Below are 26,703 nucleotides of genomic sequence, written 5' to 3'. Positions count from 1 at the left end.
TCTTGAAATCTTGATTTGAACCGTTTTTAAAGGTCGTACTTTTTTTGCTTTCGTTCAAAGCTTAAATCATCTACTTCAATTTTGCCAACTCAGCATTTATATCTATCAGTAAGCTATCGCACTTAACGGAAGTTAAACGGTAAATCGCTTCTCTTTCTTTAAGTAGGTTGGTATAGCTTCCAACCATGTTTCTTACCTTATTATTTTTTAAAGGCTTATCATCGAGTATTTCGTTTTGACCAAATTGAGCGCTTCCAAACTGAATGTTTTCAATCATATAGGGATAGATTTGCCCATTGACCAAGTCATGAATAAAGTCATCTGCTTTAGAAATTTCGTCATAATGAAAATTATATAGATCTGTAATAGACGCCCTCAGCTTATAATTACTGATCATGTCTAATGAACCAGAATTAACCAACGAATGGTAGGTTCCGTCTTTGGCATTGAAATAAGGTGCTGAGTAAGTACTTGTGATGTGACTATATTTTAAATCTTCTAAAGGCCCACTGGCATAAACATAGCGCATAAGGAAATCGATATTACGATTAAGCACTTTGGATGAATCCATAATATGGTTCAACTCTATAACATCATTGGTAATATCATCCCTTAACGAAGTCAAATAATTAATTTGACTCTCTCTGTCACGCCTTTTTTCGACCCAATTCTCCATTCCAAAGGCAATCGTTATGCCGATAACCACCACCAAAAGCTCGATAAAATGATTGCGCCAGTTGATTTTACTTTTAGCCATACAACAATATTTACAACTGAAAGTAGCTAAAAACAAAAGAACCACAAAGCGCTGGCCTTGTGGTTCTTCAATCAGAATATTTTTGTTTTTTATTCTATTACTGAGCCCATGTCAGAGAACTTCTCAATACGTAAATCAATACGCTCGTTCGCATCCATGGCGCTTAACGCTTTAAGTTCTTCCAGAATATTCTTTTTAAGTTCGTTACACATCCACGGAATATTTCGGTGTGCTCCGCCAAGCGGTTCTTTGATAATTCCGTCAATTAAACCAAAGCCCTTCATGTCTTGAGCGGTAAGTTTCAACGCCTCGGCAGCTTGCTCTTTATAATCCCAGCTTCTCCATAAAATAGAAGAGCATGATTCAGGAGAAATAACAGAGTACCAAGTGTTTTCCAACATCAAAACTCTATCGCCAATAGCAATACCCAAAGCTCCACCCGATGCACCTTCACCAATAATGATGCAGATGACAGGCACTTTGAGCATAAACATATCTCTGATATTCCTAGCAATAGCTTCGCCTTGGCCTCGCTCTTCTGCTTCGAAACCTGGATACGCTCCTGGGGTGTCAATTAAAGTAACAATGGGAATGTTGAATTTCTCGGCCATCTTCATTAAACGAAGTGCCTTTCTATAACCTTCTGGGTTGGCCATACCGAAATTACGCATCTGGCGTTGCTTGGTGTTTCTACCTTTTTGTTGGCCAATAAACATTACTGTTTGACCATCAACGGTACCCAAACCGCCCACCATTGCCTTATCATCTTTCACCGTTCGGTCTCCAAACAGTTCGATAAAGTCATCGGTAATGCTATATATATAATCCAGTGTATAAGGTCTATCTGGATGACGGGAAAGCTGTACTCTCTGCCATCTGGTTAGGTTCTTATAAGTTTCCTCCTTGAGGGTTTGGATTTTCTTTTCTAGAGATTTTATGTCCTCGCTTACATTCACTTTGCTGTTTTCAGCAAGCTCTTTCATTTCAGCAAGTTTCTCTTCAAGTCTGACAATTGGTTGTTCGAATTCCAAAAGCATTAGTTTAGTTGATTCAATGTACAAATTTAATATATAAACCCATGCCCACCTTATAAGAGAATGAAAATTTCGATGAAGTCAGGTCAATTCTTCATTTTTCCGTACTTTTCGGTAAATCCCGTTATATGCTTCCCGATAACAACATTGTAACGATTAAAAACATACTGTTACTTTTTATGGGCATCGTCATAGTGCTCGTAATCAAAGAATTATCTGCGCTCCTAATTCCATTGACCTTTGCCATTTTCATTGGCATTTTGCTACAGCCTGTTATTGCTTATCTGGACAGAAAAGGTTGGCCCTACATGCTAAGCATTACGGTAATAACGGTACTTACTTTAGGTTTTGTATTTCTTGTCGGCTTAATCGTGTTCGATACGGGCTTACAAATTGTAGATCAGAAGGATAAACTCCTAACCCAAATTGGGAATAAGCTTAACAGCTTGGTAATTCAGTTTGAAAGTATTCCGGGATTCTCTGCCTTAAAAGAACGAGACTTCACTGAAACTTTATACCAAATTCTTTCTCCTGAAATGATGCTAAACACCTCAGGAATGGTAGCCACTGAGGTGGGTAATTTTGTATTTAACCTTGTGCTTTCGGCTATTTATTTGGTGGCCGTTTTGGGTAGTATTGTGAAGTATGAAAAATACATTAACTATTTAGAAGGTGACGATGACATTGGCAAACAACGTTTGCTCAAGGCCTTTGTAGAAATTAAAGATGCTGTAGCCAGTTATATGAAGGTGAAGTTTTTCACCAGTTTGAGCACGGGGGCTTTCTTTGGACTGATTTGTTGGGGTTTTGGAGTAGATTTCGCCCTATTTTGGGGTTTCTTGGCTTTTATGCTGAATTTCATTCCTACTGTTGGGTCAATTATGGCCACCATCCCTCCTGTTCTGTTAGGCCTTATTCAAATTGACAATGGTTCCAATTATCTGTTTTTCATTTTGCTTCTGATTGCCACACAGTTTGTTTGGGGTAATGTTGTAGAACCGCTGATGATGGGTTCTAAAGTAGCATTAAATACGGTAGCCGTTATTTTAGGACTTGTAATTTGGGGATATATCTGGGGAATTGCTGGAATGCTACTGTCGGTGCCTTTAATTGTATTGGCCAGAGTAATATTGGCACAGATTCCAGATGCTGACCTTATTGTAAAACTGATGGGGCGAAGTCAGCTCGATGCTGACGAACCTGATTAAAGGTTCAGTTTTAAAGAACAGCACCTTTTTTACTTTAGATTGAAATATAGAAACAACGAAGAAAAATGAAAAAGAAATCACTTATACTCATTGTTGCTGGCATGTCTGTTATTGTTGCTAGTCAATTCATAACACACTTTGCTTCTACGACAGACTTTTTCAGTGGAGCTCTTTTAGGGATTGGTATTGGAATAATATTTTTGGGTTTAGTTCGGTTAAGACCCAAGACTGCCAAATAAGCTTTCGGAAGCCGCTTTTTCTTACAGCCTCCAAAAACTTGCTAATTCAATATTGCCTATTTCTTCGTTTTCAAATCCACCCCTTTATAAAGTCTGTAAATCAAAACGGCTGCTCTTTTCGACTGCTTTGGCAAAGCACGAAGGTCACCAGTTTCATTAATGGTATGATCGTCAGCGCCTGACATTCCCATGGCATCAATTCCCATTTCGATATGACCTGCAGTAAAGGAAATATCGGCTGCACCAGCATCGGCAGGATTAACTGCTGTCACTTCCCCAAAACCCAAATCTTGACTCACTTTACTGAACAAGTTCATAAGTTGATAATTCCCTTCGGTTGGTGCAAAAGGCGGATAACCTTCAGCAAAAGTGATTGTAGCGTTGGTGCCTGGAAGATGATTGGCCACAATTCGCTTCATGGTTTCTTGGGTCCTGGTAATTTGTTCTGGAGTTAATGCACGAATATCGCCTGTTACCGTTACATCTTTCGACACTACGTTATTCTTTCCAAACGCAGTTCCAGTATTTTCCGACTTGTTGTAACTCACTTCTGTTCCACCTGCAATCATTCCGGGGTTGAAGGTTAAATATTCTTCTCCTGCCAACTCATCGTAAAACTGGTATAGAATTCTAGAGGCTTCATAAATGGCACCCGCCCCTACTTTTGGCTTGAAGATTTGTGAAGAATGTGAAGCATTACCCGTTACTGTCAATGTCCAACCTGAAGAACTTCTTCTGGCTACGTTTACAGTAGCAGGATTTCCATCTCCGTTCTCAAAACCCAAAGCAACATCAGCCCATTTAGCAGCTTCGACCAATGCCTTTTTAGATTCAGAAAGGGGACTTCCTGAAAGTTCTTCATCGCCTGTCATTACTACAGTAATGTTCATCTCCTTCAGCAAACCAGCACTATGCAAAGCCGCCAACGATTGAAGAATAATTACATCGCCACCTTTCATGTCGGCAATGCCCGGGCCTTTGATGGTGTTTTCATCTACTTGAGACCATTTCTGATTCGGGCTGTCGGGTTCGAAAACGGTATCTAAATGACCGATCATTAAAATCTTCTTTCCTTTTCCACCTTTAATACGCGCTACTAAATGGCCAGCCCGATTGAATGACGATCCATCTACCCATTCTACTTCCATGCCTAAAGCCTTGAACTTCTCCATGAGCACATCTCCTACCTGACGCACACCTTCAAAATTCATGGTGCCGCTATTGATGTTGATCAACTCTTTCAGCAAACTCAAATATTCATCATTATGGTCATTTACATACTGAATCAGTTTCTTCTCGACTTTATCAGTTTGTGCCGTTAATGGTGAAGCGATGATGAGTACGACTAAGGCAAACAGAATTGATATTTTTCGCATTGTGTATTTTTTACGATGGTTATTTAAAAGGAACCGACTATCAATTTAAAAAACGAATAGACAACCCCTTCATCTTCAAAAATTGAAATTAAGAAAGATTAAGAGATGAGGCACTAAAAAACCCCAGCTTTTCAACTGGGGTTTAGATTTTAAATTAATGAAGCATTCGCTTTATTTTTTGATACCAGGCAAGTTTACTGGTTTGGAAGTATGCCAATTAAATGGCCCCGCTTTCTTCTTTCTAGGATACACCTCATCTAAAGTATTTCCATCATACAGCCTTCCATTTTTCATTACCTGAATAATGGTGTTTGTATTACGAATATTCTCCAAAGGATTTTTATCTAAAATCACCAAATCAGCAAGTTTACCTGCTTCTATTGACCCTAAATCACCTTCTAAACCAAGGGCTGTAGCTCCAAGAATTGTAGCTGTTTTTAGTGCATCAATATTTCTCATTCCACCTGAAGCAACCGACCATAATTCCCAGTGATAACCCAAGCCTTGCAACTGACCGTGACTGCCAACACCAGCCAAACCGTCATTTTCAACTACGTCTTTCACTCCTACGGCATGCTTTTTAAATACATGCTCATCGTCCATAAACCACCCTGGTCTTCTTCTGGATTTAGCCGCCAATTCATTGTATGGCGTGAAAAAACTCAATTTAGGATCGTGATACGGATTCTCTCTAGAGTAATAATAGTTTTCGGCCCAAGGCCCACCGTATGACACCAGTAAAGTAGATGTATAAGCCATTTTAGACTGAGCCACCGACTGAATTACATCTTTGTACAATGGTGCAATTGGAAACGAATGTTCGTGCCCAGGGTAGCCATCAAGCATTTGGGTCATGTTGAGCTTGAAATCCAACCCACCTTCGGTAGTTGGCATCAGTTCTTGCTCTTTCGCGGCCTGAATTACCCATTGACGCTGTTTTCTATTTCCTACCAAATACATTTTAATCGTTTTGGTATTGTAATATTCCGAATACTGCTTTAAGACCTTTCGGGTTTGTTCAAGGCTCTTTAGATTATATGCCCAATAACCAACTCCTGGGCCTGTAGAGTATACTCTTGGACCAGGAATCTGTCCCGTTTCAACCATGTCTGCATAGGTCAACACATCGGTAGTAGCTGTTTGAGGGTCTCGCGTGGCTGTAACACCATAGGCCAAATTGGCTGCGTAAACCCAAACCTCATTTTTCTCTAAACCCCACGCTGGCCACATATGCGCATGTGTATCTATAAAACCGGGAACGATGGTTTTACCCGACATATCAATAGTTTCCGTTCCTCTGGGTATAGAAAGCGTACCCGAAGCGCCCACTGCTTTGATTCTGGCATTTTCAATTAGAATATCTCCATTCTCGATTACCTGATCACCATTCATGGTAATGATTCGAGCACCTTTTAAGAGGGCCGTGCCTTTCGGAATGTCCTTCTTTACGTTTACTTCGACCTTAAACTCTGTTGGTTTAAAGCTAGCTTCCTCCTTCTTTTCCTCTTTTTTCTCTTCGGCCTCTGCCTTCTTTTCTTCTTCGGTTTTCTCTTTATCCGCTCTTTCTTTTGCTTTTTTGGCTGCTGCTACCGAATCGGCATAGGCTTCTCCTTTTTCTAAATCATAAATAAAATGAGCGCTACCCAAACTCCAATGTACCTTCTTTGCATCGGCAGACCACTTGGCAAACTCACCTCCTATTTCAGTGAGTTTTTTAGCTGGAAATTGAGCAGATTCAGGATTGGCTACAGATATGGTTGGTGTTTGACCCAATTTCGGAACAGTGACGATGTAAATTTCATTGTTAATTACCGCCATGGCCTTATCCCCTTCTGGTGCCATATAGATTTCGCTAGCACGGGCAGGAGGATTGTTTTCGCGCCAGTTATCAGATTCACTTAACATGGTATTTTCAGTCGACATACCTAAGTGATCATCCACCGGATTCGAACCATAAGTTGTTATCCCTGTAATGGCCACTAGGTTCTTTTCATCCGTTCCATCCCATCTTACAGAACTTAAACCTTTTCCGCTGCTCAAGTAAATTCTGTCATCATTTTTCACGAAATGCGGATTGCCTCGTCCATTAGTTTTCATGATAAAGTTAACCTCGCCTCCATTCTCGCTAATCCAAGCCAAATCTTCGGTAGCTCTTGGTGCCGAAGGCCCTTCCGCATCTTTCATGTTTTGTGCACTCCCCTTTGTAAAAACAATTTTTCCATTCTTGTTCCAAGCGGGTGCAGTATAAATCGCAGACTCTTTGGTGAGTTTCACTGGTTTGGCTTTTCCATCCATCAACAGCTTATAAATGCTTCCTCCCTCAGTTTCAGACCAAGTGACAAAGGCAATAGACTTACCATCTGGCGACCATGTAGGCATGGCTTCTGTCATTTCAAAATTCGTGATTCGTTTTGGGCTTCCTGAAGGAATGTCCATTACATATATTCTGTTCAAGGCCGTAAATACCATCGTGTTTCCATCAGGAGAAGGCACGGCATCTCTAATTTGAGTGACCAACATATTTTCATCATCAGAAATTGGATAGTTAAATTTTAACCTAGGCCCCATTTCTAGTTCAACGTCTACGTTGAAAGGAATTTCTGTGGCATTACCTCCGGCAACAGGGATTCTCCAAATTTTACCTCCATAAGACGCCAATAATTCTTTGCTGTTCGGGGTAAATGTCATAGCTGGCAAAACGCCCAAAGGAGCAATAGACTCTTGATCATCACGCTGAACTGGGTAAGCCAACCAACGCTCATCACCCGACTTAAGGTCTCGTAAGACTAAGCCTGTTTGCTCTTCGTAGCGCGAACCGTACACCAAATACTTTCCATCTGGCGATAAAGTTGGTGTAAATGCAGATCCATAACGCGAGGTAATTGTTGATCTTTCTCCGTTATCTCTGTCGTACATTCCTACCTGATATTGAGGCAATTGAGCATTATAGTTCCAAGCGCCATTTCGTTGCGAATAGTAGATATATCGGCCATCAGCACTAAAAGCAGGCTCAACAAGCTTCAATCCCGCAGGTTCTTTAATCAACTCGAATCCCCCACCACCATTTTTGTGGTACATGTACAGTTTTAGATTTCTTCTTCCCCTAGAGGCTACAATGTAATCTCCATCAGGCGACCATTCAGCAGACTGGAAATTCTCGTTTTCACTTTTAGTGATTTGCTTGGTTTCTTTCGATTCCAATTCCATTGTCCAAATGTTATCGTTACCACTTCTATCGGAAGTGAATACAATGCTTTTTCCATCGGGGCTGAATTTGGGGTGCGTATCGTAAGCCATTCCATCTGTAAGTCGAGTAGCTTGACCTCCTTTAAATGGAATGGTATAGATATCACCCAACATATCAAAAATAATGGTTTGGCCATCGGGACTAATATCTAGAGAAAGCCAAGTGCCTTCCGAAGTATTAAATTCTAATGTTCGTTCGGCCTTCAGAGGTAAGTCTTTAAACTTAGTTTGCCCTGTTGTATCTTGCTTATTCTCTTGCCAATGATAGTTAGCATGTAAAGTAAAGCTTAAGGACATAAATACGAAGCAAAGTAGACACCAATACAGGTGCTTTTGCCACTTTGTCTGTGGTTTGATTATAACTTCTTTCATGTATTGTGGTTAATTTGGTTCATAAAGCAGAAAGTAATTTAGTGAATTAAAAAAAGTCCGCTCAAGAAAAATATCTTTATCATTGCGGAAAATCAAAATAGGGCATGGCAAAAAGGAAGGCAGCAGTTTCAAGTAGGGGTACATCAAAGAAGAAAACAACTTCGGGAAGAAAGGGAAAATCAGGAGGTTTTAGCCTTTGGAAGTTCTCTTTAGGGCTTATTATCCTTATCGCCTTGGGTTATGGCTATCTGGCTATTAAAGAAGAAAAGCTAATTCCTTCGTTTTTTGATGAAGAAGTAACTCCTGTTTTAGCACCTGAAGAACTTGATTCTAAACAGGAAATTCCAAAGACTGAAAAAGCCCCCCCTTCAAAGCAGGAAGAAAGCAAAGTAGATTTTGATACTTACGACCTCTACTTCACCAAAGCCTTTGATTTTGCTTGGCCAGCTTATGAGACATCGCAGGCCATAATAGAAAGACCTTATTACACTTTGCGTTATAGCGAAGAACATGAGCAAGCCGTATGGGTAGCCTATGCCCTATTTGCTGACAGTTTAAGACAAACTACATTCGAAAGAAAAGATGATTTTAGAGAAGACAGTAGAGTAAAAACAGGCTCAGCTAGCTTAAATGATTATAAAGAAAGTGGTTATGACCGTGGACATCTGGCACCAGCAGCCGATTTTTCTTATAGTGAATTTGCCTTGAGTCAATCCTTTTTTATGAGTAACATGAGTCCGCAAGATCCATCTTTTAATCGCGGGCTTTGGAAGAAACTAGAAGACCAAGTTAGAACTTGGGCCATGGAAAACGATCAGATTTATGTAGTAACAGGCCCTGTATTAAACAAGAAATACAGAACCATTGGCTCTAATCAGGTATCCGTTCCTGAATATTACTACAAAATTATTCTGGACATGAGAAAACCAGAGATTAAAGCCATTGCCTTCTTAATGAAGAATGAAGCAAGTTCAGCCCCTTTATCCTCTTTCGTTGTCACAATCGACAGTGTAGAACAACTGACAGGGTTAGACTTCTTTCCTGGCATTTCAGACGAACTGGAAAACGCATTGGAAAGTAGTTTAATGACTTCGAAATGGTTTTAACCTGATTACTTCAAAATTAACGACAGTGCTTTGCCAAGGCCTCAGAAGCCTCAGAAGAACCTAAAGCTTGAGATCGAGTGAAATCCTGACAAGCAGTTTTGAATTGATTTAAAGCAATCTTAAGCGCTCCTCTGTAAAGAAATGCTTCAGCGTTATCATTATCAAAGTTGATGGCTTGGTTGTAGTTCTCCATTGCTTTGTCAAAGTCGCCTTTTTGGTGATAGCTTCGACCTCTAAGCATGTAAGCATCCGAGCGCAAACCATCCAGTTCGATCACTTTGTCAAAAAATATGATAGCCTTGTTAAATTCCTTTTGATTGTACCAGTACTTACCCATGCTCAAATTAGCATTTAGGTTATCTCCATCAACATCTAACACAGCTATAAAGTCGGCTTTTGCTTTATCCAACTGCTTCAATTCTTCATACGCCCTTCCACGATTGTAAAGAGATTTAATGTCTTTAGGATTGGTTTTAAGATATTCAGAGTAAGCGTCAACCGCCTCCTTAAAATTCCCTTCATTATAAAGCTGGTCTCCCTTTCTAGTAACATCATCGTTACACGAAAACAAGAAAGTAATGAGAACTAAGGCCAAAAGAGATAAACGATTTTTCATTGAATACGATGTAAGTAATTTTAAAGAATGAATCCGTTTCAAACAGTGTTTAAGATTGATTCAGCCATTAATGGTTTAAAGGCTGCAAAAGTATTTGTTTAAACCGAATACAACAATGTTTTTAACAGAAGAAGGGCCCGAAGGCCCTTCTTTAGGTAGCGTGAAAGCACTCTACCCAACCATAATATGGTCAACTCAAAACAACACCTGTTATTATACAAAGCTGATACCAAAAAATAAACCACTGAAATTCAGTGGTTTAAATATTTTTATTTGTTGATTTTCTTCTCAGAACGAGAAATATATTCCCATTTTTACACGGCAACATTATTTTCACGTAAGGCCTCGTTTAAGGAAGTTTTTTTATCAGTACTTTCCTTTCTCTTACCAATAATCAGAGCTGCAGGAACATTATAGGTTCCAGCAGGAAACTCTTTTGCATAAGAACCAGGGATTACCACAGACCTTTCGGGTACATAACCTTTATACTCAACTGGCTTTTCGCCTGTTACATCTATAATTTTAGAGCTTCCTGTTAAGGTAACGTTTGCACCTAAAACAGCCTCTTTGCCAACTCTCACCCCTTCTACCACAATACAACGTGAGCCAATAAAGGCGCCATCTTCAATAATTACTGGTGCGGCTTGAACAGGCTCTAGAACTCCTCCAATACCAACTCCTCCACTAAGGTGTACATCTTTACCAATTTGAGCACAACTACCCACTGTAGCCCAAGTATCGACCATAGTACCTGCATCTACGTATGCTCCAATATTCACATAAGACGGCATCATCACTACACCGCTACTAATGTATGCACCATAGCGTGCCACAGCATGCGGTACAACACGGATACCCTTGCTCGCATAACCAGTTTTCAACCTTATTTTATCATGAAACTCGAAAGGACCTACTTCAATAGTTTGCATTTTCTGCAACGGGAAATACAGAATCACTGCTTTTTTGATCCATTCATTAACTTTCCAGCCATCTGCAGTCGGTTCAGCGACCCTTATATCGCCACGATCAAGATCTTCGATCACCGTTTTTACGGCCAAAACCGTCTGTTTCTCCTTTAATAATTCTCGGTTGTCCCAAGCCGCTTCAATGATCTTCTGTAATGCCTCCATTAGTAATTAGAAATTTTCAATAAATTCGAATGTTCATGAACAATACCAAACTTCTAATTGCTTCTACGTTAAAGCCGATTGACGATTCTCGCATGTACGAGAAGTTTGGCGTTTCATTGGCGAAAACAAACGAATATGAGGTTAATATCATAGGCTTTACGTCAAAAAATACGTTAACCCACAATTCAATTCATTTTTTCCCACACGGGCCCTTCGGAAGAATGTCCTTCGATAGAGTTGCAAATCCGTTCAAAACCCTTAAAACATACATTAAAGTAAAGCCTAAAGTAATTATATGTAATACTCATGAATTACTGATAGTTACATCTATATACAAAATATTATTTGGCGGTCGAATTATCTATGATGTGAGGGAAAACTATGTAAAAAACATTCAAAACACTAACGTTTTCAATCCTATACTTAGGCCTTTTATTGCAGCCTATGTGAGAGCAAAAGAATTAATGACCAAACCTCTTTTTGACGGTTTTATCATGGCCGAAAGAGTTTATACTAAACAATTGAGCTTTGTTCCTCCCCATAAATCCATCGTGATTGAAAACAAGTTTATGCCCGTTGAAGTGGCTGACAACGAGTCAAGAACCAATTCAGAAAATACCGTTTTACTATATTCAGGAACGATTTCAGCATCGAACGGAGTATTTGATGCCATTAAAATTACTGATGAACTTCATAAGCTTGATTCAAACATAAGGTTGCGAATTATTGGATACTGTGCACTCAAAAAAGATCTTAGAGAACTTCAAGAAGCCATTTCGGACAAAGACTACATAGAACTAATTGGAGGTGACTTCCTTGTTCCTCACCAGCAGATTATTCAAGAAATCAAAAACGCAGACTTTGGCTTTGTGCTCAAAAAACCAAACAATGGTATAAACGATGACAAAATATTGACGCGTCTATTTGAATACTCTGCCAATAAGCTCCCTATACTCCTTTTGAACAATCCTACTTGGGTTAAATTCTGTAATGAATTCAATGCTGCCATACCAATAAACCCTAATCATTTCGACCCTACTGAGACACTCGCTTTAATGAAGAATACTAGCTTCTATACCCAAGGAAACACCAAATCTAGTTTATGGGAAAGTGAAGAATATAAGCTACTCGATTTCATAGCTCAATTTCGCGGTTAAAATATTTAGATTAATCGAAATAATAATTTATTAAAAACCAACTCACTGTAAATAAGTCACAAATATACATTTTTACTAAATTTAGCTGATGCATATTTTTTTATTAGATCAATCTAAATACTATATTTGCACTGTAATCAATCATTACCCTTAGCCCCAAACACTCTTATGTTAAGCTTTGTCGAAGAGAATTATCTAAAGGCCATTTACCATCTTTCAGAAGCTGGGAAGCGCCCTGTGAATACCAACGCATTGGCAGAAGAAATGAAGACCGCCCCTGCTTCCGTAAGCGACATGATTAAGCGACTCTCTGAAAAGAGAATGGTGGATTACCAAAAATACCGAGGTGTAAATATTTCGGAAAAGGGTAAGATCAAAGCACTGCATGTCATTCGTCAACACAGAATTTGGAAGGTTTTTCTAGTAGAAAAACTCAACTTTCAATGGGATCAATTGGACGAAGTGGCCGAACAGTTAGAGCACATCAAATCTCCCCTACTCTTTCAGCGACTGGACGAGTTTCTAGGCTTCCCTAAATTCGATCCGCATGGCGACCCAATTCCTGATGAAAATGGTCAGCTGATAGAAAAGCGTAAAGACCCAATAGCTCAACTTCCAGTAGGTACTGCTAGTATCGTGGTAGGCGTGAATGGCTCCAGTGCTTCGTTTTTAAAGTATTTGGATAAGGTGGGCATTTCCATCGGTACAAGATTACAGATTGTGGACAGAATGGAGTTTGACGGTTCGGTAGACATAACCATTGACGGCAAGAAAACGATTACCATTTCCCCCACCGTTGCGGAGAATATCTTACTTTCTGAAGCTTGATTAAGCTACAATTGATAAAGAGACCATTTCGAAGAAAATTCGGAAATGAAACTCACGGTTGAACAGAAACTCAGAGAAGGTTATTTGCTAAATCTCTTCACAACATAATCCAGAAGATATAGAGGTTGCCAAAAGAGATCGTTTTGAAGTCAACTTGAGCATACCTAATTATCAAATTACATTACCTTTGCCCTATGCGCGCACTAGCTCAAAACGAAGACACCATTATTGCATTGGCTACACCACAAGGCGTGGGTGCCATTGGCGTAATCCGTTTATCTGGAAAAGAAGCCATAAGCATTACCAATACGGTTTTTAAGGGGAAAGATCTTACGAAACAGGAATCACATACGATTCATTTTGGCACAATCCGCGATGGTGATAAGATTCTAGACGAAGTGCTTATCTCGCTTTTCATTGCGCCAAAATCCTTTACCAAAGAGAACGTTATTGAGATTTCATGCCACGGATCGAGTTATATTATACGCCAGATTATTCAGTTGTTAATCCGTAAAGGGGCACGACCTGCCAAACCGGGTGAGTTTACCAAGCGCGCCTTTATGCACGGCCAATTCGATTTGGCACAAGCCGAAGCCGTAGCCGACTTAATCAATGCAGATTCGGAAGCAGCCCACCAAACCGCGCTTAACCAGATGCGTGGTGGTTTTTCTGATGAAATTAAACGCTTGCGCGAAGAGCTGATTCACTTTGCTTCCATGATTGAGCTTGAACTCGATTTTGGCGAAGAAGATGTAGAATTCGCCAGCCGTGAAGATTTAACGAATTTGGTCAACCGACTTCTGAAAGTGATCAATGCGCTGATCCAAAGTTTTGACTTGGGCAATGTGATCAAAAACGGAGTACCGACCGTAATTGCGGGCAAACCCAATGCAGGCAAGTCTACCCTGCTGAATGCCTTGCTGAATGAGGAAAAAGCCATAGTCTCTGACATTGCTGGTACTACCCGCGACTTTATCGAAGACGAAATCATTATTGGTGGCATCGCTTTCCGCTTTATCGACACGGCCGGTTTGAGAGAGACTACCGATGTGATTGAAGCCATGGGTGTGGAGCGTACCCAAGCGAAAATGAAAACCGCCTCGCTGATCATCTATCTTTTCGATTTGGCAGATACATCTATTGTGGAAGTGAACAAAGAAATTAACCTACTTGAAAACGCTGGCGTGCCCTTTTTAAAGCTCGCCAATAAACTCGACAAAGCCGATCCAGCCTTTATTGAAACGCTTCAAGGTCAACACTCCGATATGCTGTTTCTTTCGGCCAAAGACCCTGAGCAAGTGGAAAAACTCAAAGAACGTATCCTCGAACTCGTCAACCTCGATAAGTTCAAAAAAGGCGATACCGTAGTCACCAACATTCGTCATTACGACTCCCTACTACAAACTAAAAATGCTTTAACTGCGGTTATAGAAGGTATTGATAACCAAGTGACTAATGATTTTGTCGCTATGGACATTCGCCAAAGCCTCCATTACCTCGGTGAGATCACCGGAGAAATCACCACCGATGATTTATTAGCGAATATTTTTAGCAAGTTCTGTATTGGAAAGTAAAACTATTAGAAACACACAACAAAGGCGGGCTTTAGGTAGAACACTTTGAGCAATCCCGAAATCCAACTAATCTGCGATACAGACAAAAAAAGTAGAAACGCAGATGATAAGGATTAAAGGATAGCACAGATGCCTGCCTAAACCTTCTCTACACCACCTTATAATCAGAGTAATCCCGTAATCCAACTAATCTGCGATACAGACGGAATGAACTGCGGTGCCCACCGCTTAACTCCCAACTTCTAACCCCACCCAAAAACAGGACACCTATTACATAATTCACATACTTCAATAAGCCAATTATAAATACATTCGCTTATATTGTTGAAGAAACTACCAAAATATTATTTTTTGATATAGGCACATTCAATAAACTCAGGTTAGAGTGGAATGCAGCTAATGAATAAGAACAATTACTAAATGGCAAAAGCAGATATAGATTTTGAAAAAGAACTCTGGGACGCAGCGAACGAGTTAAGGGGCGCAGTATCTGAGAACAACTATAAGAATTACATTCTTCCGCTGGTGTTTTTAAAGCACATGAGCGAGCGCTACGAAATGGTGCACGAAGAACTCAAAGAATTACTTAACGACCCGAAATCAGAGTATTACACCATCGACAAGGAAGAGATTAGCTATGTATTGGACGATGCCGATGAGTACCGTTCTCGCAATACTTTTAAAATACCGAATACCGCTTCGTGGCAATACCTAAAAGACAATGTCGAGCAAGACGATATTAAAGTAATTGTAGATGATGCCTTCGATGTCATCCAAGAACTGCTCACGGCCTTTAATCCTCAGCTTACCAACCTACTGCCGCGTATTTTTGTGAAAAGTGAGTTATCTGCCAAGCAAACGGGCGGGATTATCAACTTACTCTCCCACCCTAAGTTTTCTGAAAAGGAAAACCCAGAAAGCGATATTCTAGGCCGTATTTACGAATACTACATTGGCCGCTTTGCCATGGCCGAAGGCTCCGGTGCCGGACAATTCTTTACACCAGGCAGCATTGTGCGCCTATTGGTAGAAATTCTGGAGCCTTATAAAGGCCGCATCTTCGACCCGGCTTGTGGCAGCGGTGGCATGTTTGTGCAGAGCTTAAAGTTTGTAAAAGAGCATGGCGGCAATAAAAGCGACATTTCCATTTACGGACAAGAAATGACGGCTCAGACCTTAAGGCTTTGCCTAATGAACCTGATGTTGCGCGAGCTGTCTTTTGATATTAAGCTGGGCAACTCCTTACTAGACGATAAATTCCCTACGCTAAAAGCAGACTTTATCATTGCCAACCCTCCCTTTAATGTGAGCAATTGGCATCCTGAAGATTTACCAGATGGCGACCCCCGCTTATTTGGCCCTAAGGAAGAATACACCACCGATGGCAGCGCCAACTACATGTGGATGCAAACCTTCTGGCACCACCTGAGCGATACGGGCACAGCCGGTATTGTAATGGCCAATGGCGCAATGACCTCTAATACCAAAGGAGAAAAGAATGTGCGCCAACATATGGTGGACAATAGCATGGTAGACGCCATTGTGCGCCTACCCGACAAACTCTTTTTAACCACGGGCATTCCTGCCTGCTTGTTTATTCTCAGCAAAAACCGAGATGGCCGTGACGGCCTCCACCGCGAACGCAGCAATGAAATTCTATTTATAGATGCCTCTAAAATGGGCACCATGGCCAGCCGCAAGCTGCGCGTTTTCTCTGACGATGACATCAAAACCATTGGCGAAACTTACCACGCTTGGAGATCCGTCATTGCGAGCGAAGCGAAGCAATCTAGGAATGACGCAGGAATGACGAAGCAATCTCAAAGCAATTCACAAACATCATCTGATGAGGAGCCCCCTCTTGAAAGGGTTGCCGGTAGTGGGCTGTGTTATGAAGACCAACCCGGCTTCTGCAAAGCCGCCACCCTAGCCGAAGTACAAAAGCAAGACTACAAACTGACCCCTGGCATTTATGTAGGCACAGAAGCCGAAGAAGACGATGGAATTCCTTTTGAAGAAAAAATGGACGGCTTAAAAAGCCAACTCATGGCGCAGTTCGAGAAAAGCAATGAGTTGCAGGAAAGGATTAAAGAAAACCTAGAAAGAATATAAAATGGCAGCTCCTTTTCTAATCTCTTCGCAAGTTGCATATCCATCTAGTAAAGCGGAAGTAGCTTTTGTTTCTATAGACTCATATGGAACTCCTGGTGATTTAAATATTAGCGTATTAGAAGCACGGGGCTTTACAAAAAAAGACCTTCCAACAGAAAAATACCTTACACACGGGCATGCCATCTTACAAAAATCAGAGCACAATATTATCATTTTTATAGTAACCATTGGCAGCGATTCGACTCAGAAAAATCTAAAAAAAAACTTAAACTCAGCATTAAGTAACTATCAAAAAGCTATAAAGGAAAAATCCATTTGGATGCCTTTAATGGGTACTGGAGCAGGTGGGTTGGACTTCTTAACAAGTTTTACAATTACGCTTTCGGCACTCAAAACCATAAATTCTTCATTTCAACCTTATGAGTTCGTTTTTTCATTACCGGAATCAATCGATGAAAATTCAAAAAATTCAATAGAGTTTCAAATTGCTTATTGGAATGAACACAGGTCTTCAGAACAGGAATTCGAGATTGAAGATCTTCGAACAAACCAATTCACTAAACTCCAAAGAGCATTCTATGTAGCTGGCCATGACTGGGATAATGTCGATCAATTACCGAGATTTATCGAAAACAGCATTTGGGAAAATGGTCATGCAGACAAACAGACGAATGCTGTAAACTCAGCAAACGTTGGTGACATTCTCTTTGCTAAAACCACTTGGGTAAAAGGCAAATCTCAAGGCATGCTTACTTTCAGGGCAATAGGTGTAGTGCTTGACAACCCAAGAGATGGTCATAATCTAAAAGTAAACTGGTTCAGTTTTCCTGAAAAGATTGATTTAGAGTTTGGTTCACAGTATAGAAGCACATTTCAGAAAATAACTGAAAACTATATTAATGAAATATTGGGAAGGGTCTTAGCTTCTTATCCAAACTTGTCCTCTATTATTGAAAAATTAAAGGATTCTAGAATATTCACAAATATAAATCTGCTCGAAATTCAAACAAAAATTAAGATAAATAAAGCCTCTGGCTCTAGTTTTTGGTGGATAAGTGATATGAGGTATAATTGGGCTGAGGATAATCTTAAAGGACAAAACAACTTTATTTTCCCTAATGAAGATTCTGATAATTTAAAACCAAAAAAAGGTGAAATACTGATAGTTGCCTATAGCCCGCTTTTTGATAACATGTTGGTTGGTCTTTTTGAAGTTGTACGCATCAGAGGCTCGGAAATAGAGGCCACACCCATTTACAGGTTCAGTAATAGAATAATAACTAATGAGCTTAACAAAAATAAAGTTATTGATGAGTGGCTATCTCCAAATGTTAAAATGAGAGATCTTAGCATCATACCATTCGAGGTCTTCAATGAAATCATAAATATTACAGAACTTGGAAATCCTTCCTTATTTCAAACAGAAACCAAACCAACTGCTAGTCAGCCAACAGTTGAATCCACTATTGACAACATCCCCTTCCATCTTGATCAAGTAGAAGATACGGATCGATTAAATAGAGAGCCCGTAGCCAAGTCGATTACCCGACTTTTGAACAAGCAAATATTTTCATCCCCATTAAGAAAGCCTTTTCACAAAAGATGGTGTATTGTGTCGCTCAATTGGATAACAAAGAAGTGGGTGGAAAATAAAACTACTTCTTGGATTAGAAAAAAACATAAGGAGATAATCACTGAAAAAAGAAGCAGGCATGCATTTATGATTCACTTGCAAGGCGCTTGGGGTGATGGTAAGTCTACATTTTTTAATCTCATTAAAAAAAACCTACCAAGTGATAATAACAAATGGGTAGTTGTCGAATTTAACGCTTGGCAAAATCAGCACATTTCTCCACCATGGTGGACTTTTTTAGATCAAGTCTATAAACAATCGATCAAACAACTCGGAATTAATAGAGCCAGTTTTTTTATTCTTGAGCAATACAGACGGCTCTTTAACCTGAAGTTAAAAAGTAGATTGTTAGTAACAGGAATATTATTGGTGCTTCTATTTTTTAGTTACAAGTCTCTACCCCTTGTTATAGATTTCTTTAAAGAAAATCCGAGTGATGCAGCAATAACAAGTGAGGGTGAAGACTTATTGAATTTTGGTAAAATTGTTGGGGCAATTGCTGCTTTAGTTGGCCTTTTTTATTCCTTTTCTCAATTTCTAATTCGGCCTTTCTTTTTAAGGTCTCCTGAAACAGCCAAAACTTTCATGGAAGAGGTTGCCGACCCAATGATGAAGGTCAAAAAGCACTTTGAATCAATGGTCAATAATTTAGAGGTCTTTGGCTATAGGTTGGTGATTTTTATCGATGACATTGACAGATGCGATGCCAAATTTAATGTGAAGTTATTGGAAGGAATCCAAACACTATATAAGGATAGAAAAGTACTCTACATTGTAGCAGGCGATAAAAATTGGATAAGCACCTGTTTTGAATGCCACTATGAACAATTCACGCCAGTGATTAAAGAGCCTGCTCAAAAATTAGGGTATTTGTTCCTTGAAAAAGCCTTTCAACTTTCAGTAAGATTACCTCATGTTTCAGAAAAAACTAAAAAGGATTATTGGAATTTTATATTGTTCCCAGAAGGAAATTCAAATGTAGAAGAGGAGGACAATACAAAACTAAAAAGGACAGATGAAGAAGATAGAGAGCTAAAGCAAGAATTTAAAAACAAATACAGCAAAGAAGATTACGCCAAAACTGACCAGTATGAGCAAATTGGTAATGAACTAGGGCTCACAGAATCAGAGGTTACTGACTATGCCCTAGAAATGTTGAATGAAGATCAAGAAGATATTAAACATATACTCCAGAGCCATCACGATTTAATTGAATCAAATCCTAGAAGCATTAAAAGATTAGCCAATCAGTATAATGTATATAGAGATACCCTAATTGCAGAAAGAAAAACATTTGATTCTGATAAGCTTTTTCGTTGGCTAGTTCTTCAAAATGTCTATCCACTTTATGTAGAACATGTAGAGAAAGATTTTAAAATATATACTGATAGTAACCTACCTGAAGAAATTAAGGAACTGAAAGGAAATCAACATTGGCAAAGACTAGTACATGATAATGAGAATAAGCGCGGTGGTATATTGGAGGTAACTGATATTGAAATGTTTGTAGGATACAGTAAGAAAGAACTAGCCTAATGCCCAACAACTGGAAAACACATAAGCTCAAAGAAATTTGCGATTTGATTGTAGACTGTCCTCACTCAACTCCTAAATGGAAGGATAGTGGAGTGACAGTTCTAAGAAGCAACAACATAAGAAACGGAAAGCTCAATTTTGAAAAGGAGTCTTATACGGATGAAGAACATTATAAACAACGAACTCGGAGAGCTATTCCAAAGGGAGGTGACCTTGTTATAACAAGAGAAGCCCCTATGGGTGAAGTTTGTATGTTGCCTGAAGGATTAAAATGTTGTCTTGGGCAAAGAATGGTTTTGATAAGACCATCTTCAAAAGTGGATAACCCTTTTTTATTATATGCGATTCAAGCGAAAGAAGTACAGAATCAAATAATGATATATGAAGGGACTGGTTCAACTGTATCGAATTTAAGGATCCCCGTTCTTGAAGCTTTAGATATTCCATTCCCCCCTCTCCCCGAACAACAAGCCATCGCGTCCATTCTCTCTTCCTTAGACGATAAAATAGAGCTGAACCTTCAAATGAACAAAACCTTGGAAGAAATGGCCATGACCTTGTACAAACATTGGTTTGTAGATTTTGGGCCTTTTAAAGACGGTGAGTTTGTAGACTCTGAATTGGGCTTAATTCCTGAAGGTTGGGAAGTGAAGGGCATTTTGGAGATAGTAGATTTGTTAAGTGGGGGGACTCCAAAAACTACTATGGATGAATATTGGAATGGTGACATATGCTGGGTATCCGCAAAGGATATTGGAAATGGAGGCTTGTACATTAATGATACTGAAAAGAAGATTACAGAATTAGGGGTGTCAAAAAGCGCAACGAAGATATTACCTGAGGATACGGTTATATTAGTTGCTAGAGGTTCTGTAGGTAAGTATGGCATGATCGCTAAGGAAATGGCAATGAATCAATCATGTTATGGACTGTTTGCAAAAGGTGAGTATTCACAAGGTTTGGTTTATTTAATGTTTTCCGAATTAATAGAACAGTTTAAAAGGATGGCTTACGGTTCCGTTTTCGATACAATTACTACCTCAACTTTTAAATCAACCAATGTTGTAGTTCCACCGACTTCTATTATAGAAAATTTGAAAAGAGAGATCGACCCTTTATTTGACCAACTCAAGCAAAATGTTTTAGAAAATGAATCCCTAATGGCTCTCCGCGACACCTTACTTCCCAAATTGATTAGCGGAGAAGTGCGGGTAAAAGAGGCAGAACAAAGTCTGGCATCCATAATGTAAGTAAATGAAAGAAAGCACCGTACAACAGGCCGCCATTGAATGGCTAGAAAACTTGGGCTATACCTACCGTATGGGCAATAGCCTCAGCCGTGATTTAAAAAAAGTGGTGCTGGAAGACGAGCTGCAAAGCTTTCTGCAAAAAACTTACCCCGATGTACCCATCACCGCCATTCATGAGGCCATGGCCGTTTTCACCCAGCAGGCCAGCATGGACCTTGACCACCGCAACCAAGAGTTTCACCGCAAAATGTCGCAGGGCATAGACATCAGCTGGAAAACTGCGGACGGCAAGGAACTGGCCAAGCACCTCTACCCTATCAATTACGATTCCCCAGCAGCCAACAGCTTTATTTGTGCCGATGAAGTCAGGTTTATAGGTAAAAACAACCGCAGAACCGACCTGCTGATTTACATCAATGGCCTGCCGCTCATCGTCTTCGAATTCAAAAATATGTTCGACCCAGAAGTAGGCGTAGACAATGCCCTCGGCCAAATTGGGCATTATATCCTCGATATTCCCGAGCTCTTCGATTACAACGCCATCACCGTTGTTTCCGATGGCATGGAAACCCTGCACGGCATGTACAACTCGTCTATGGAATGGTTCGCCCCTTGGAAGAGCATGCAGGGAGATGATGTAGAAAACAGAAAGAAGTTTCAGTTAGAAACCCTGCTCAATGGTTTGTTTCCAAAAGCCACCCTGCTCAATTACCTCAAGAACTTTATTTTCCATGAAGACCACAATGGTAAAATCATCAAGAAAGGCGCGAAATACCATCAGTTTTGGGGCATCAATAAAGCCGTAGAAAGTGCTGTCGCCAACATCAAACCCCATGGCGATGGACGTTTGGGCGTAATTTGGCATACCCAAGGTTCGGGCAAAAGCATTTCAATGGCCATACTCACGGGCATTTTGCGTTCGCTGCCGCAAATGAAAAACCCCACCATCGTCATTCAAGTAGACCGCTCCGATTTAGATCAGCAGCTTTATGAGAATTTCGTGCTGGCCAAAGATTTGGTGGGCGAAGTGCAACATGCCGAAACTACAGATGAACTGAGGGCATTGCTCAGCACCGATGGCGGAGGCGTGATTTTCACCACCATCGAGAAATTCAGGCTCAAAGAGTTAGAAGGCGGCAAAGAATTGGCGCATCCTATACTTTCAGAACGCTATAACCTGATCGTGATGGCCGATGAAGCCCATCGCACCCAATACGGGTTTAAAGATGGCGGCTTTGCCCAAAACATCAGGATTGCCATGCCCAACGCTTCCTTTATTGGCTTTACAGGAACGCCCGTAGACAGCAAAGGCGCAGATACCGAATTGGTATTTGGCGAAACCATTCACACCTATGACATCAAACAGGCGGTGGAAGATGGTGCCACCGTACCTATTTATTATGAACCCAAAATGGTGCCGCTCAATATTAAGGCAGAATACACCAAAGAACTGGAAGCGATAGCGGAAGACGAAGATGAAAGCACGCATGCGGTTTGGGCAGCGATAGAAGATGCGGCTGGTGCAGAAGACCGTGTAAAGCGCGTAGCCACCGATATTCTCACCCATTTTAATGCGCGCATTGCCTCGCTAGACGGCAAAGCTATGATTGTGTGCATGAGCAGAAAAAACTGCGTGAAAATGTACGATGCGCTTACTGCCTTGGAAGGTTGCCCCGAAATAGCCGTCATCATGACGAGCAATATTGGCAAAGATCCTAAGGAATGGAATCCGCATGTGCGCACCAAAGACAATATGGAAGCGATCAAAAAGCGTTTCAAAACCGCAGATGATCCACTAAAAATGGTGATTGTGCGTGACATGTGGCTCACGGGTTTCGATGCGCCTTGCGCCCACACCATGTACGTAGATAAAATAATGAAAGGCCACAACCTGATGCAGGCCATTGCACGTGTCAATCGGGTTTTCCACGACAAGCCCAATGGTTTGGTGGTAGATTTCATCGGTATTTCGGGCTTTTTGGCCGAAGCCACCAAGAAATACACAGGCAGCGGAGGTGGCGGTAAACCCACCATCGATATGGACGTAGCCGTGGAAATGTGCCTAGCCCAATTCGAAGAAGTAAAAGCCTTAATGGGTGGCTTTGATCTGGAAGCCATTAATGCATTGTCCGCTTCGGAAAAACTCACTTGGTCGAATAACTTGGTGAACGACTTGCTGCAATCCGACCCGATCACCGACAAGTTCCTGCTAGAAGAAAGGAAACTGTCAGAGTTAGTCGCTATGACCAACTCAGACCCACGCATTTGGCCTATTCAGGAAGAAGTGGGCATGATTCAGAAAATCCGCGACATCATCCGAAAAATCAAGTTCCCTCCTGGCGCACAACGCAAAAAGAACGATCGCATCAAAGACCTGATCAGTCAATCCATTGAGTCGCACAAAATAGTGGACTTGGCAGAAATGTATGACTTGGACAGAATAGACATTTCGATTATCGATGATGCTTTTCAGGCCATGGTGAAAGACAAAGGAGGCGAAAACATTAAAATTGAACTGCTCAGGCGCATCATCAACGATGAGCTTAAGGTAAGAATGCCGAAGAACATCCGCAGAATGACCAGCCTGAAAGATGAACTGGATAAGGTGTTGGGCAAATACCACAAAAACAGTTTGGATTCCATCGCGGCCATTAAGCACTTGCTAGACATTGCGACCGAGTTTCAAAATGATGACAAAAGAACCAAAGAACTCGGCCTCACGGAAGATGAATTGGCTTTTTACGATTTGCTAGAAGCCAACCAAAAGCTGCTCAACGAAGCAGGACCTATCCAAGATTTGGTGCACAAAGTAGTCGCCTCAGTCAAGAAAAACCTTCAACTCGATTGGGCCAAAAAAGAAGACGCCCGAGCCGCCATTCGCCTAGCCGTCAAAAAAGAGCTCAAAGGAAAAGTCCCTTTCTCAGCCCTAGACCAATTGCTCCAAGAAGTAATCGAACAAGCCGAAGGGCAGTACAGCGATTGGCCGATGCAGGGGTGATGGGTTTGGAACGCAGATTCTTGCCTAAACCTTCTCTACACCACCTTATAATCTGAGCAATCCCAAAATCCATCTAATCTGTGATACAGACAATAAAAGGTAGAAACGCAGATTTATGAGGATTAAAGGATTAGTCAGAGTCCTTCAACACACAAATCAGGTGAGTCTACGACACTGACATAAAACATATTTTTGTTTATATTGAACTATGCCTAGTGAAAATTATCAATTCAAAGACCTCACCCATCAAATAATTGGTGCAGCAATGAGAGTCCATTCTTTTTTAGGAAATGGATTTCAAGAGGTGATTTATCAGCGAGCATTGGCTTATGAATTCAATCAGGCCAACCTTAATTTCCAAAGGGAACAAGAGCAGTACATCTTTTATAGAGAATGCCCAGAACCAATAGGTACCAGAAGAGCAGATTTTATAGTTGAAGGAAAGGTTTTAGTTGAATTGAAAGCAACAACTAAAATTGAAGAGGTTCATTGGGCTCAGATCTTAAACTACCTTAGGGCTTATCGTTATGAAGTTGGCCTGTTGATCAACTTTGGGGAGAAGAGTCTCTTCTTTAAGAGGTTTGTTATGAACCTTGACGACAAAGCCGATACTACCAAGCCTTAGCTAATCCGTAAAATCCAATAATCCATCTAATCTGCGATACCGACAAAAAAAAGTTAGAAACGCAGATTTATGAGGATTAAAGGATAGCACAGATATTTGTATCAGTCTGATCAATTTAAAAATCAGCGCAATCCAGAAATCCAACCAATCTGCGATACAGACAATAAAGGTAGAACGCATGTTTATGAGGATTAAAGGATGGCACAGACACCTATTCCTGTTTATTGGCGCAAACACACAACAAAGGTGGGCTTAGTATCCAAATCAGCGTAATCCCTCAATCCATCTAATCTCTGATACAGATAGCAGAAACCTACCTCGTAAATATATGGTGCTGGGTAGCGGTAAAATAATCTCTAAATATCTGGTTGAGCACAGCATCCTCTCTGCTTGCATTGACACCTAAATAGGGCTGTAAACCAATAATCGCTGCCGATAAGCTTTTGACAGACATGGAGGCGGCTTGGTGCACTTCCTGAATAAAGGGCTCAGTAAACTTATTATTCTGTGCAGTCATATCTTCTACTTGTTGAGCGAAAGCATAGACTTGCTGATTTGCAGCATCAATTACCGATTTTAAGTCAGTCAACCGAGTTTCATCTTTTACCTCTGCCTCTGCCAAAAAATGTTCTGCCATACCAATGTAGTTTACCCAAAGGGTGAGGTCGGCAAAGACAGAAAAATGCGTTTTAAAAATAGGCTGGGGAAAATGAAACTGATTATATACAAAGCTGTATTCCTCTCCTACTACCACATCCTTCACTTCGAAAGAATGCGTAGCCGAGGCCTTTAGCCCCATGGTGTTCCAGTCATTGATGATTTGTACTTCGCTGGCCAGAATTACAAATGAGAGAAATTTGGGTGAACCGTCTTCATTTACCTGTTCAACACCATTTTCTACAATTTTAGCATTTAAAGTAAAATGCGTTAAATAAGGCGCACCCGTTGCATATCGCCAAGTGCCGTTCAGTTGGTAGCTGCTCCCCTCCTTTTCAGCGGTACCGAACATACCTCCACTTCCTCCAAAAATTGCAGGCTGAGCGAAAAGTTCCTTTGCCACTTCGGGCTTAAGGTTTCCAATAAAGAAATTGGCTCCACTACAAAGCGTCACTGTCCAACCCAAACTGCCATCAATTCTGGCCAATGATTGAAGTTCCTTCAAACCTTCAGTTAAAGACATTTCTCTTCCTCCAAATCTCTTCGGCACCCAAATATTCCATAGGTTTTCTTTGGCGATCCAGTCCAGCACTTCTGGTCTAAAAACAGGTGCATCACTACACCATTCTTTAAGCTGTTGCATATGCATTTCCTTTTTCTTCACTCATTAATTTGCGCCATTTCAAATAACCCGATGTACCCATAATAAACAGAAACACCGACATGCCTGCGTAGATATACAGGTCTTTATAAATCAAAAGCGGAATTGAAATGATGTTGCTAATATTCAAATAAACCCAGTTTTCAATCTTGCGTTTGGCCATCAGCCACATACCCGCCCAAGCAAAAGCGCTTACAGCTGCATCCCAAATGGGCACATCAGAATCCGTATGAAATTTGAGCCAATAACTCATTAGTCCAAAACAGCCGAGCACTATGAGAACCGCTTTAAGATGTTCTTGCTGAGTAGAGTTACTGATTGGAGCTTCTGCCTTCTGTTTGCCGTATTTCCAATATAGCCAGCCATAAATACTCATGACTAAATAATACATATGCAGCAAAATATCGGCATACAATGCACTTTGGTAAAGTACCCACATGCTCATTAGTATGGCCACTATTCCGAATAAATATGTATTGATATTATTTTGGCGTGCGAGTATCACCTGCACAATACCAAAAAGTGTCCCCAGGCCTTCAAGCCAAGTAAGTTCTGTTAGAAATTCCTCTATCATTGTTCGTTATTTTC

Annotated in this window: 18 protein-coding genes; 10 read left to right on the top strand and 8 right to left on the bottom strand. The window is 40.6% G+C overall.

Annotation, left to right across the window (positions count from 1 at the left end):
- Positions 1–70: 70 nt before the first annotated feature.
- Positions 71–757, bottom strand: coding sequence for a DUF6090 family protein (locus tag MB14_RS10820; protein ID WP_062591552.1), 687 nt, complete (start codon positions 755–757; stop codon positions 71–73).
- An 89-nt stretch (positions 758–846) separates the two neighbouring features.
- Positions 847–1,794 carry an acetyl-CoA carboxylase carboxyltransferase subunit alpha gene (locus MB14_RS10815; protein ID WP_062591551.1) on the bottom strand — a complete coding sequence of 316 codons (948 nt, stop codon included), beginning with the start codon at positions 1,792–1,794 and terminating at the stop codon, positions 847–849.
- 125 nt (positions 1,795–1,919) lie between these two features.
- Between MB14_RS10815 and MB14_RS10810 the strand changes: the two genes are divergently transcribed.
- Entirely contained in the window at positions 1,920–2,999 is a 1,080-nt protein-coding gene (locus MB14_RS10810; RefSeq protein ID WP_062591550.1) for an AI-2E family transporter, read from the top strand.
- A 295-nt stretch (positions 3,000–3,294) separates the two neighbouring features.
- Here MB14_RS10810 and MB14_RS10805 read toward each other — a convergent pair whose 3' ends face one another.
- The gene (locus tag MB14_RS10805) at positions 3,295–4,614 is read right to left on the bottom strand and encodes a M20/M25/M40 family metallo-hydrolase (protein WP_062591549.1); all 1,320 of its coding nucleotides are present in this window, start codon (positions 4,612–4,614) and stop codon (positions 3,295–3,297) included.
- Positions 4,615–4,785: 171 nt separating this feature from the next.
- Positions 4,786–8,232 carry an amidohydrolase family protein gene (locus tag MB14_RS10800; RefSeq protein ID WP_246032586.1) on the bottom strand — a complete coding sequence of 1,149 codons (3,447 nt, stop codon included), beginning with the start codon at positions 8,230–8,232 and terminating at the stop codon, positions 4,786–4,788.
- 104 nt (positions 8,233–8,336) lie between these two features.
- On the opposite strand from MB14_RS10800, the gene MB14_RS10795 reads away from it, so the two are divergent.
- The gene (locus MB14_RS10795) at positions 8,337–9,338 is read left to right on the top strand and encodes a DNA/RNA non-specific endonuclease (RefSeq protein ID WP_062591547.1); all 1,002 of its coding nucleotides are present in this window, start codon (positions 8,337–8,339) and stop codon (positions 9,336–9,338) included.
- A 16-nt stretch (positions 9,339–9,354) separates the two neighbouring features.
- Here MB14_RS10795 and MB14_RS10790 read toward each other — a convergent pair whose 3' ends face one another.
- Positions 9,355–9,954, bottom strand: coding sequence for a tetratricopeptide repeat protein (locus tag MB14_RS10790; RefSeq protein WP_062591546.1), 600 nt, complete (start codon positions 9,952–9,954; stop codon positions 9,355–9,357).
- 314 nt (positions 9,955–10,268) lie between these two features.
- Positions 10,269–11,084: a 2,3,4,5-tetrahydropyridine-2,6-dicarboxylate N-succinyltransferase gene (locus MB14_RS10785; protein WP_062591545.1), complete on the bottom strand. Its 816-nt coding sequence runs from the start codon at positions 11,082–11,084 to the stop codon at positions 10,269–10,271.
- Positions 11,085–11,119: 35 nt separating this feature from the next.
- Between MB14_RS10785 and MB14_RS10780 the strand changes: the two genes are divergently transcribed.
- From MB14_RS10780 to MB14_RS10745, 8 genes are all read left to right on the top strand, one after another.
- Complete coding sequence (locus MB14_RS10780; protein WP_132644010.1) at positions 11,120–12,241, top strand: glycosyltransferase family protein; 1,122 nt, start codon at positions 11,120–11,122, stop codon at positions 12,239–12,241.
- Between the two features lie 168 nt (positions 12,242–12,409).
- Positions 12,410–13,069: a metal-dependent transcriptional regulator gene (locus MB14_RS10775; protein ID WP_062591543.1), complete on the top strand. Its 660-nt coding sequence runs from the start codon at positions 12,410–12,412 to the stop codon at positions 13,067–13,069.
- A gap of 194 nt (positions 13,070–13,263) precedes the next feature.
- Positions 13,264–14,643 (top strand): tRNA uridine-5-carboxymethylaminomethyl(34) synthesis GTPase MnmE, encoded by a 1,380-nt coding sequence (gene mnmE / locus MB14_RS10770; RefSeq protein WP_062591542.1) that lies wholly within the window; start codon positions 13,264–13,266, stop codon positions 14,641–14,643.
- Positions 14,644–15,063: 420 nt separating this feature from the next.
- On the top strand, positions 15,064–16,755 hold the full coding sequence (locus tag MB14_RS10765; protein ID WP_062591541.1) for a type I restriction-modification system subunit M: 1,692 nt from the start codon (positions 15,064–15,066) through the stop codon (positions 16,753–16,755).
- A 1-nt stretch (position 16,756) separates the two neighbouring features.
- A complete protein-coding gene (locus MB14_RS10760) occupies positions 16,757–19,924 on the top strand; it encodes a KAP family P-loop NTPase fold protein (protein WP_062591540.1) in 3,168 nt (1,055 codons plus the stop codon).
- The gene (locus MB14_RS10755; protein WP_062591539.1) at positions 19,924–21,174 is read left to right on the top strand and encodes a restriction endonuclease subunit S; all 1,251 of its coding nucleotides are present in this window, start codon (positions 19,924–19,926) and stop codon (positions 21,172–21,174) included. Before MB14_RS10760 ends, MB14_RS10755 begins: the two co-directional genes overlap by 1 nt.
- 4 nt (positions 21,175–21,178) lie before the next feature.
- On the top strand, positions 21,179–24,172 hold the full coding sequence (locus MB14_RS10750) for a type I restriction endonuclease subunit R (protein WP_062591538.1): 2,994 nt from the start codon (positions 21,179–21,181) through the stop codon (positions 24,170–24,172).
- A 265-nt stretch (positions 24,173–24,437) separates the two neighbouring features.
- Positions 24,438–24,797 (top strand): GxxExxY protein, encoded by a 360-nt coding sequence (locus MB14_RS10745; RefSeq protein ID WP_375596895.1) that lies wholly within the window; start codon positions 24,438–24,440, stop codon positions 24,795–24,797.
- A gap of 313 nt (positions 24,798–25,110) precedes the next feature.
- On the opposite strand, the gene MB14_RS10740 is transcribed toward MB14_RS10745, so the two are convergent.
- Positions 25,111–26,118 (bottom strand): acyl-CoA dehydrogenase family protein, encoded by a 1,008-nt coding sequence (locus MB14_RS10740; protein WP_221405483.1) that lies wholly within the window; start codon positions 26,116–26,118, stop codon positions 25,111–25,113.
- The gene (gene pnuC, locus MB14_RS10735) at positions 26,084–26,689 is read right to left on the bottom strand and encodes a nicotinamide riboside transporter PnuC (RefSeq protein WP_062591536.1); all 606 of its coding nucleotides are present in this window, start codon (positions 26,687–26,689) and stop codon (positions 26,084–26,086) included. Before pnuC ends, MB14_RS10740 begins: the two co-directional genes overlap by 35 nt.
- Positions 26,690–26,703: the final 14 nt, after the last annotated feature.

This window comes from Roseivirga ehrenbergii (assembly GCF_001593005.1).
GTDB lineage: Bacteria > Bacteroidota > Bacteroidia > Cytophagales > Cyclobacteriaceae > Roseivirga > Roseivirga ehrenbergii.
The sequence above is the reverse complement of the archived record's forward strand: the minus strand, read 5'-3'. Positions and strand labels throughout refer to the sequence as shown.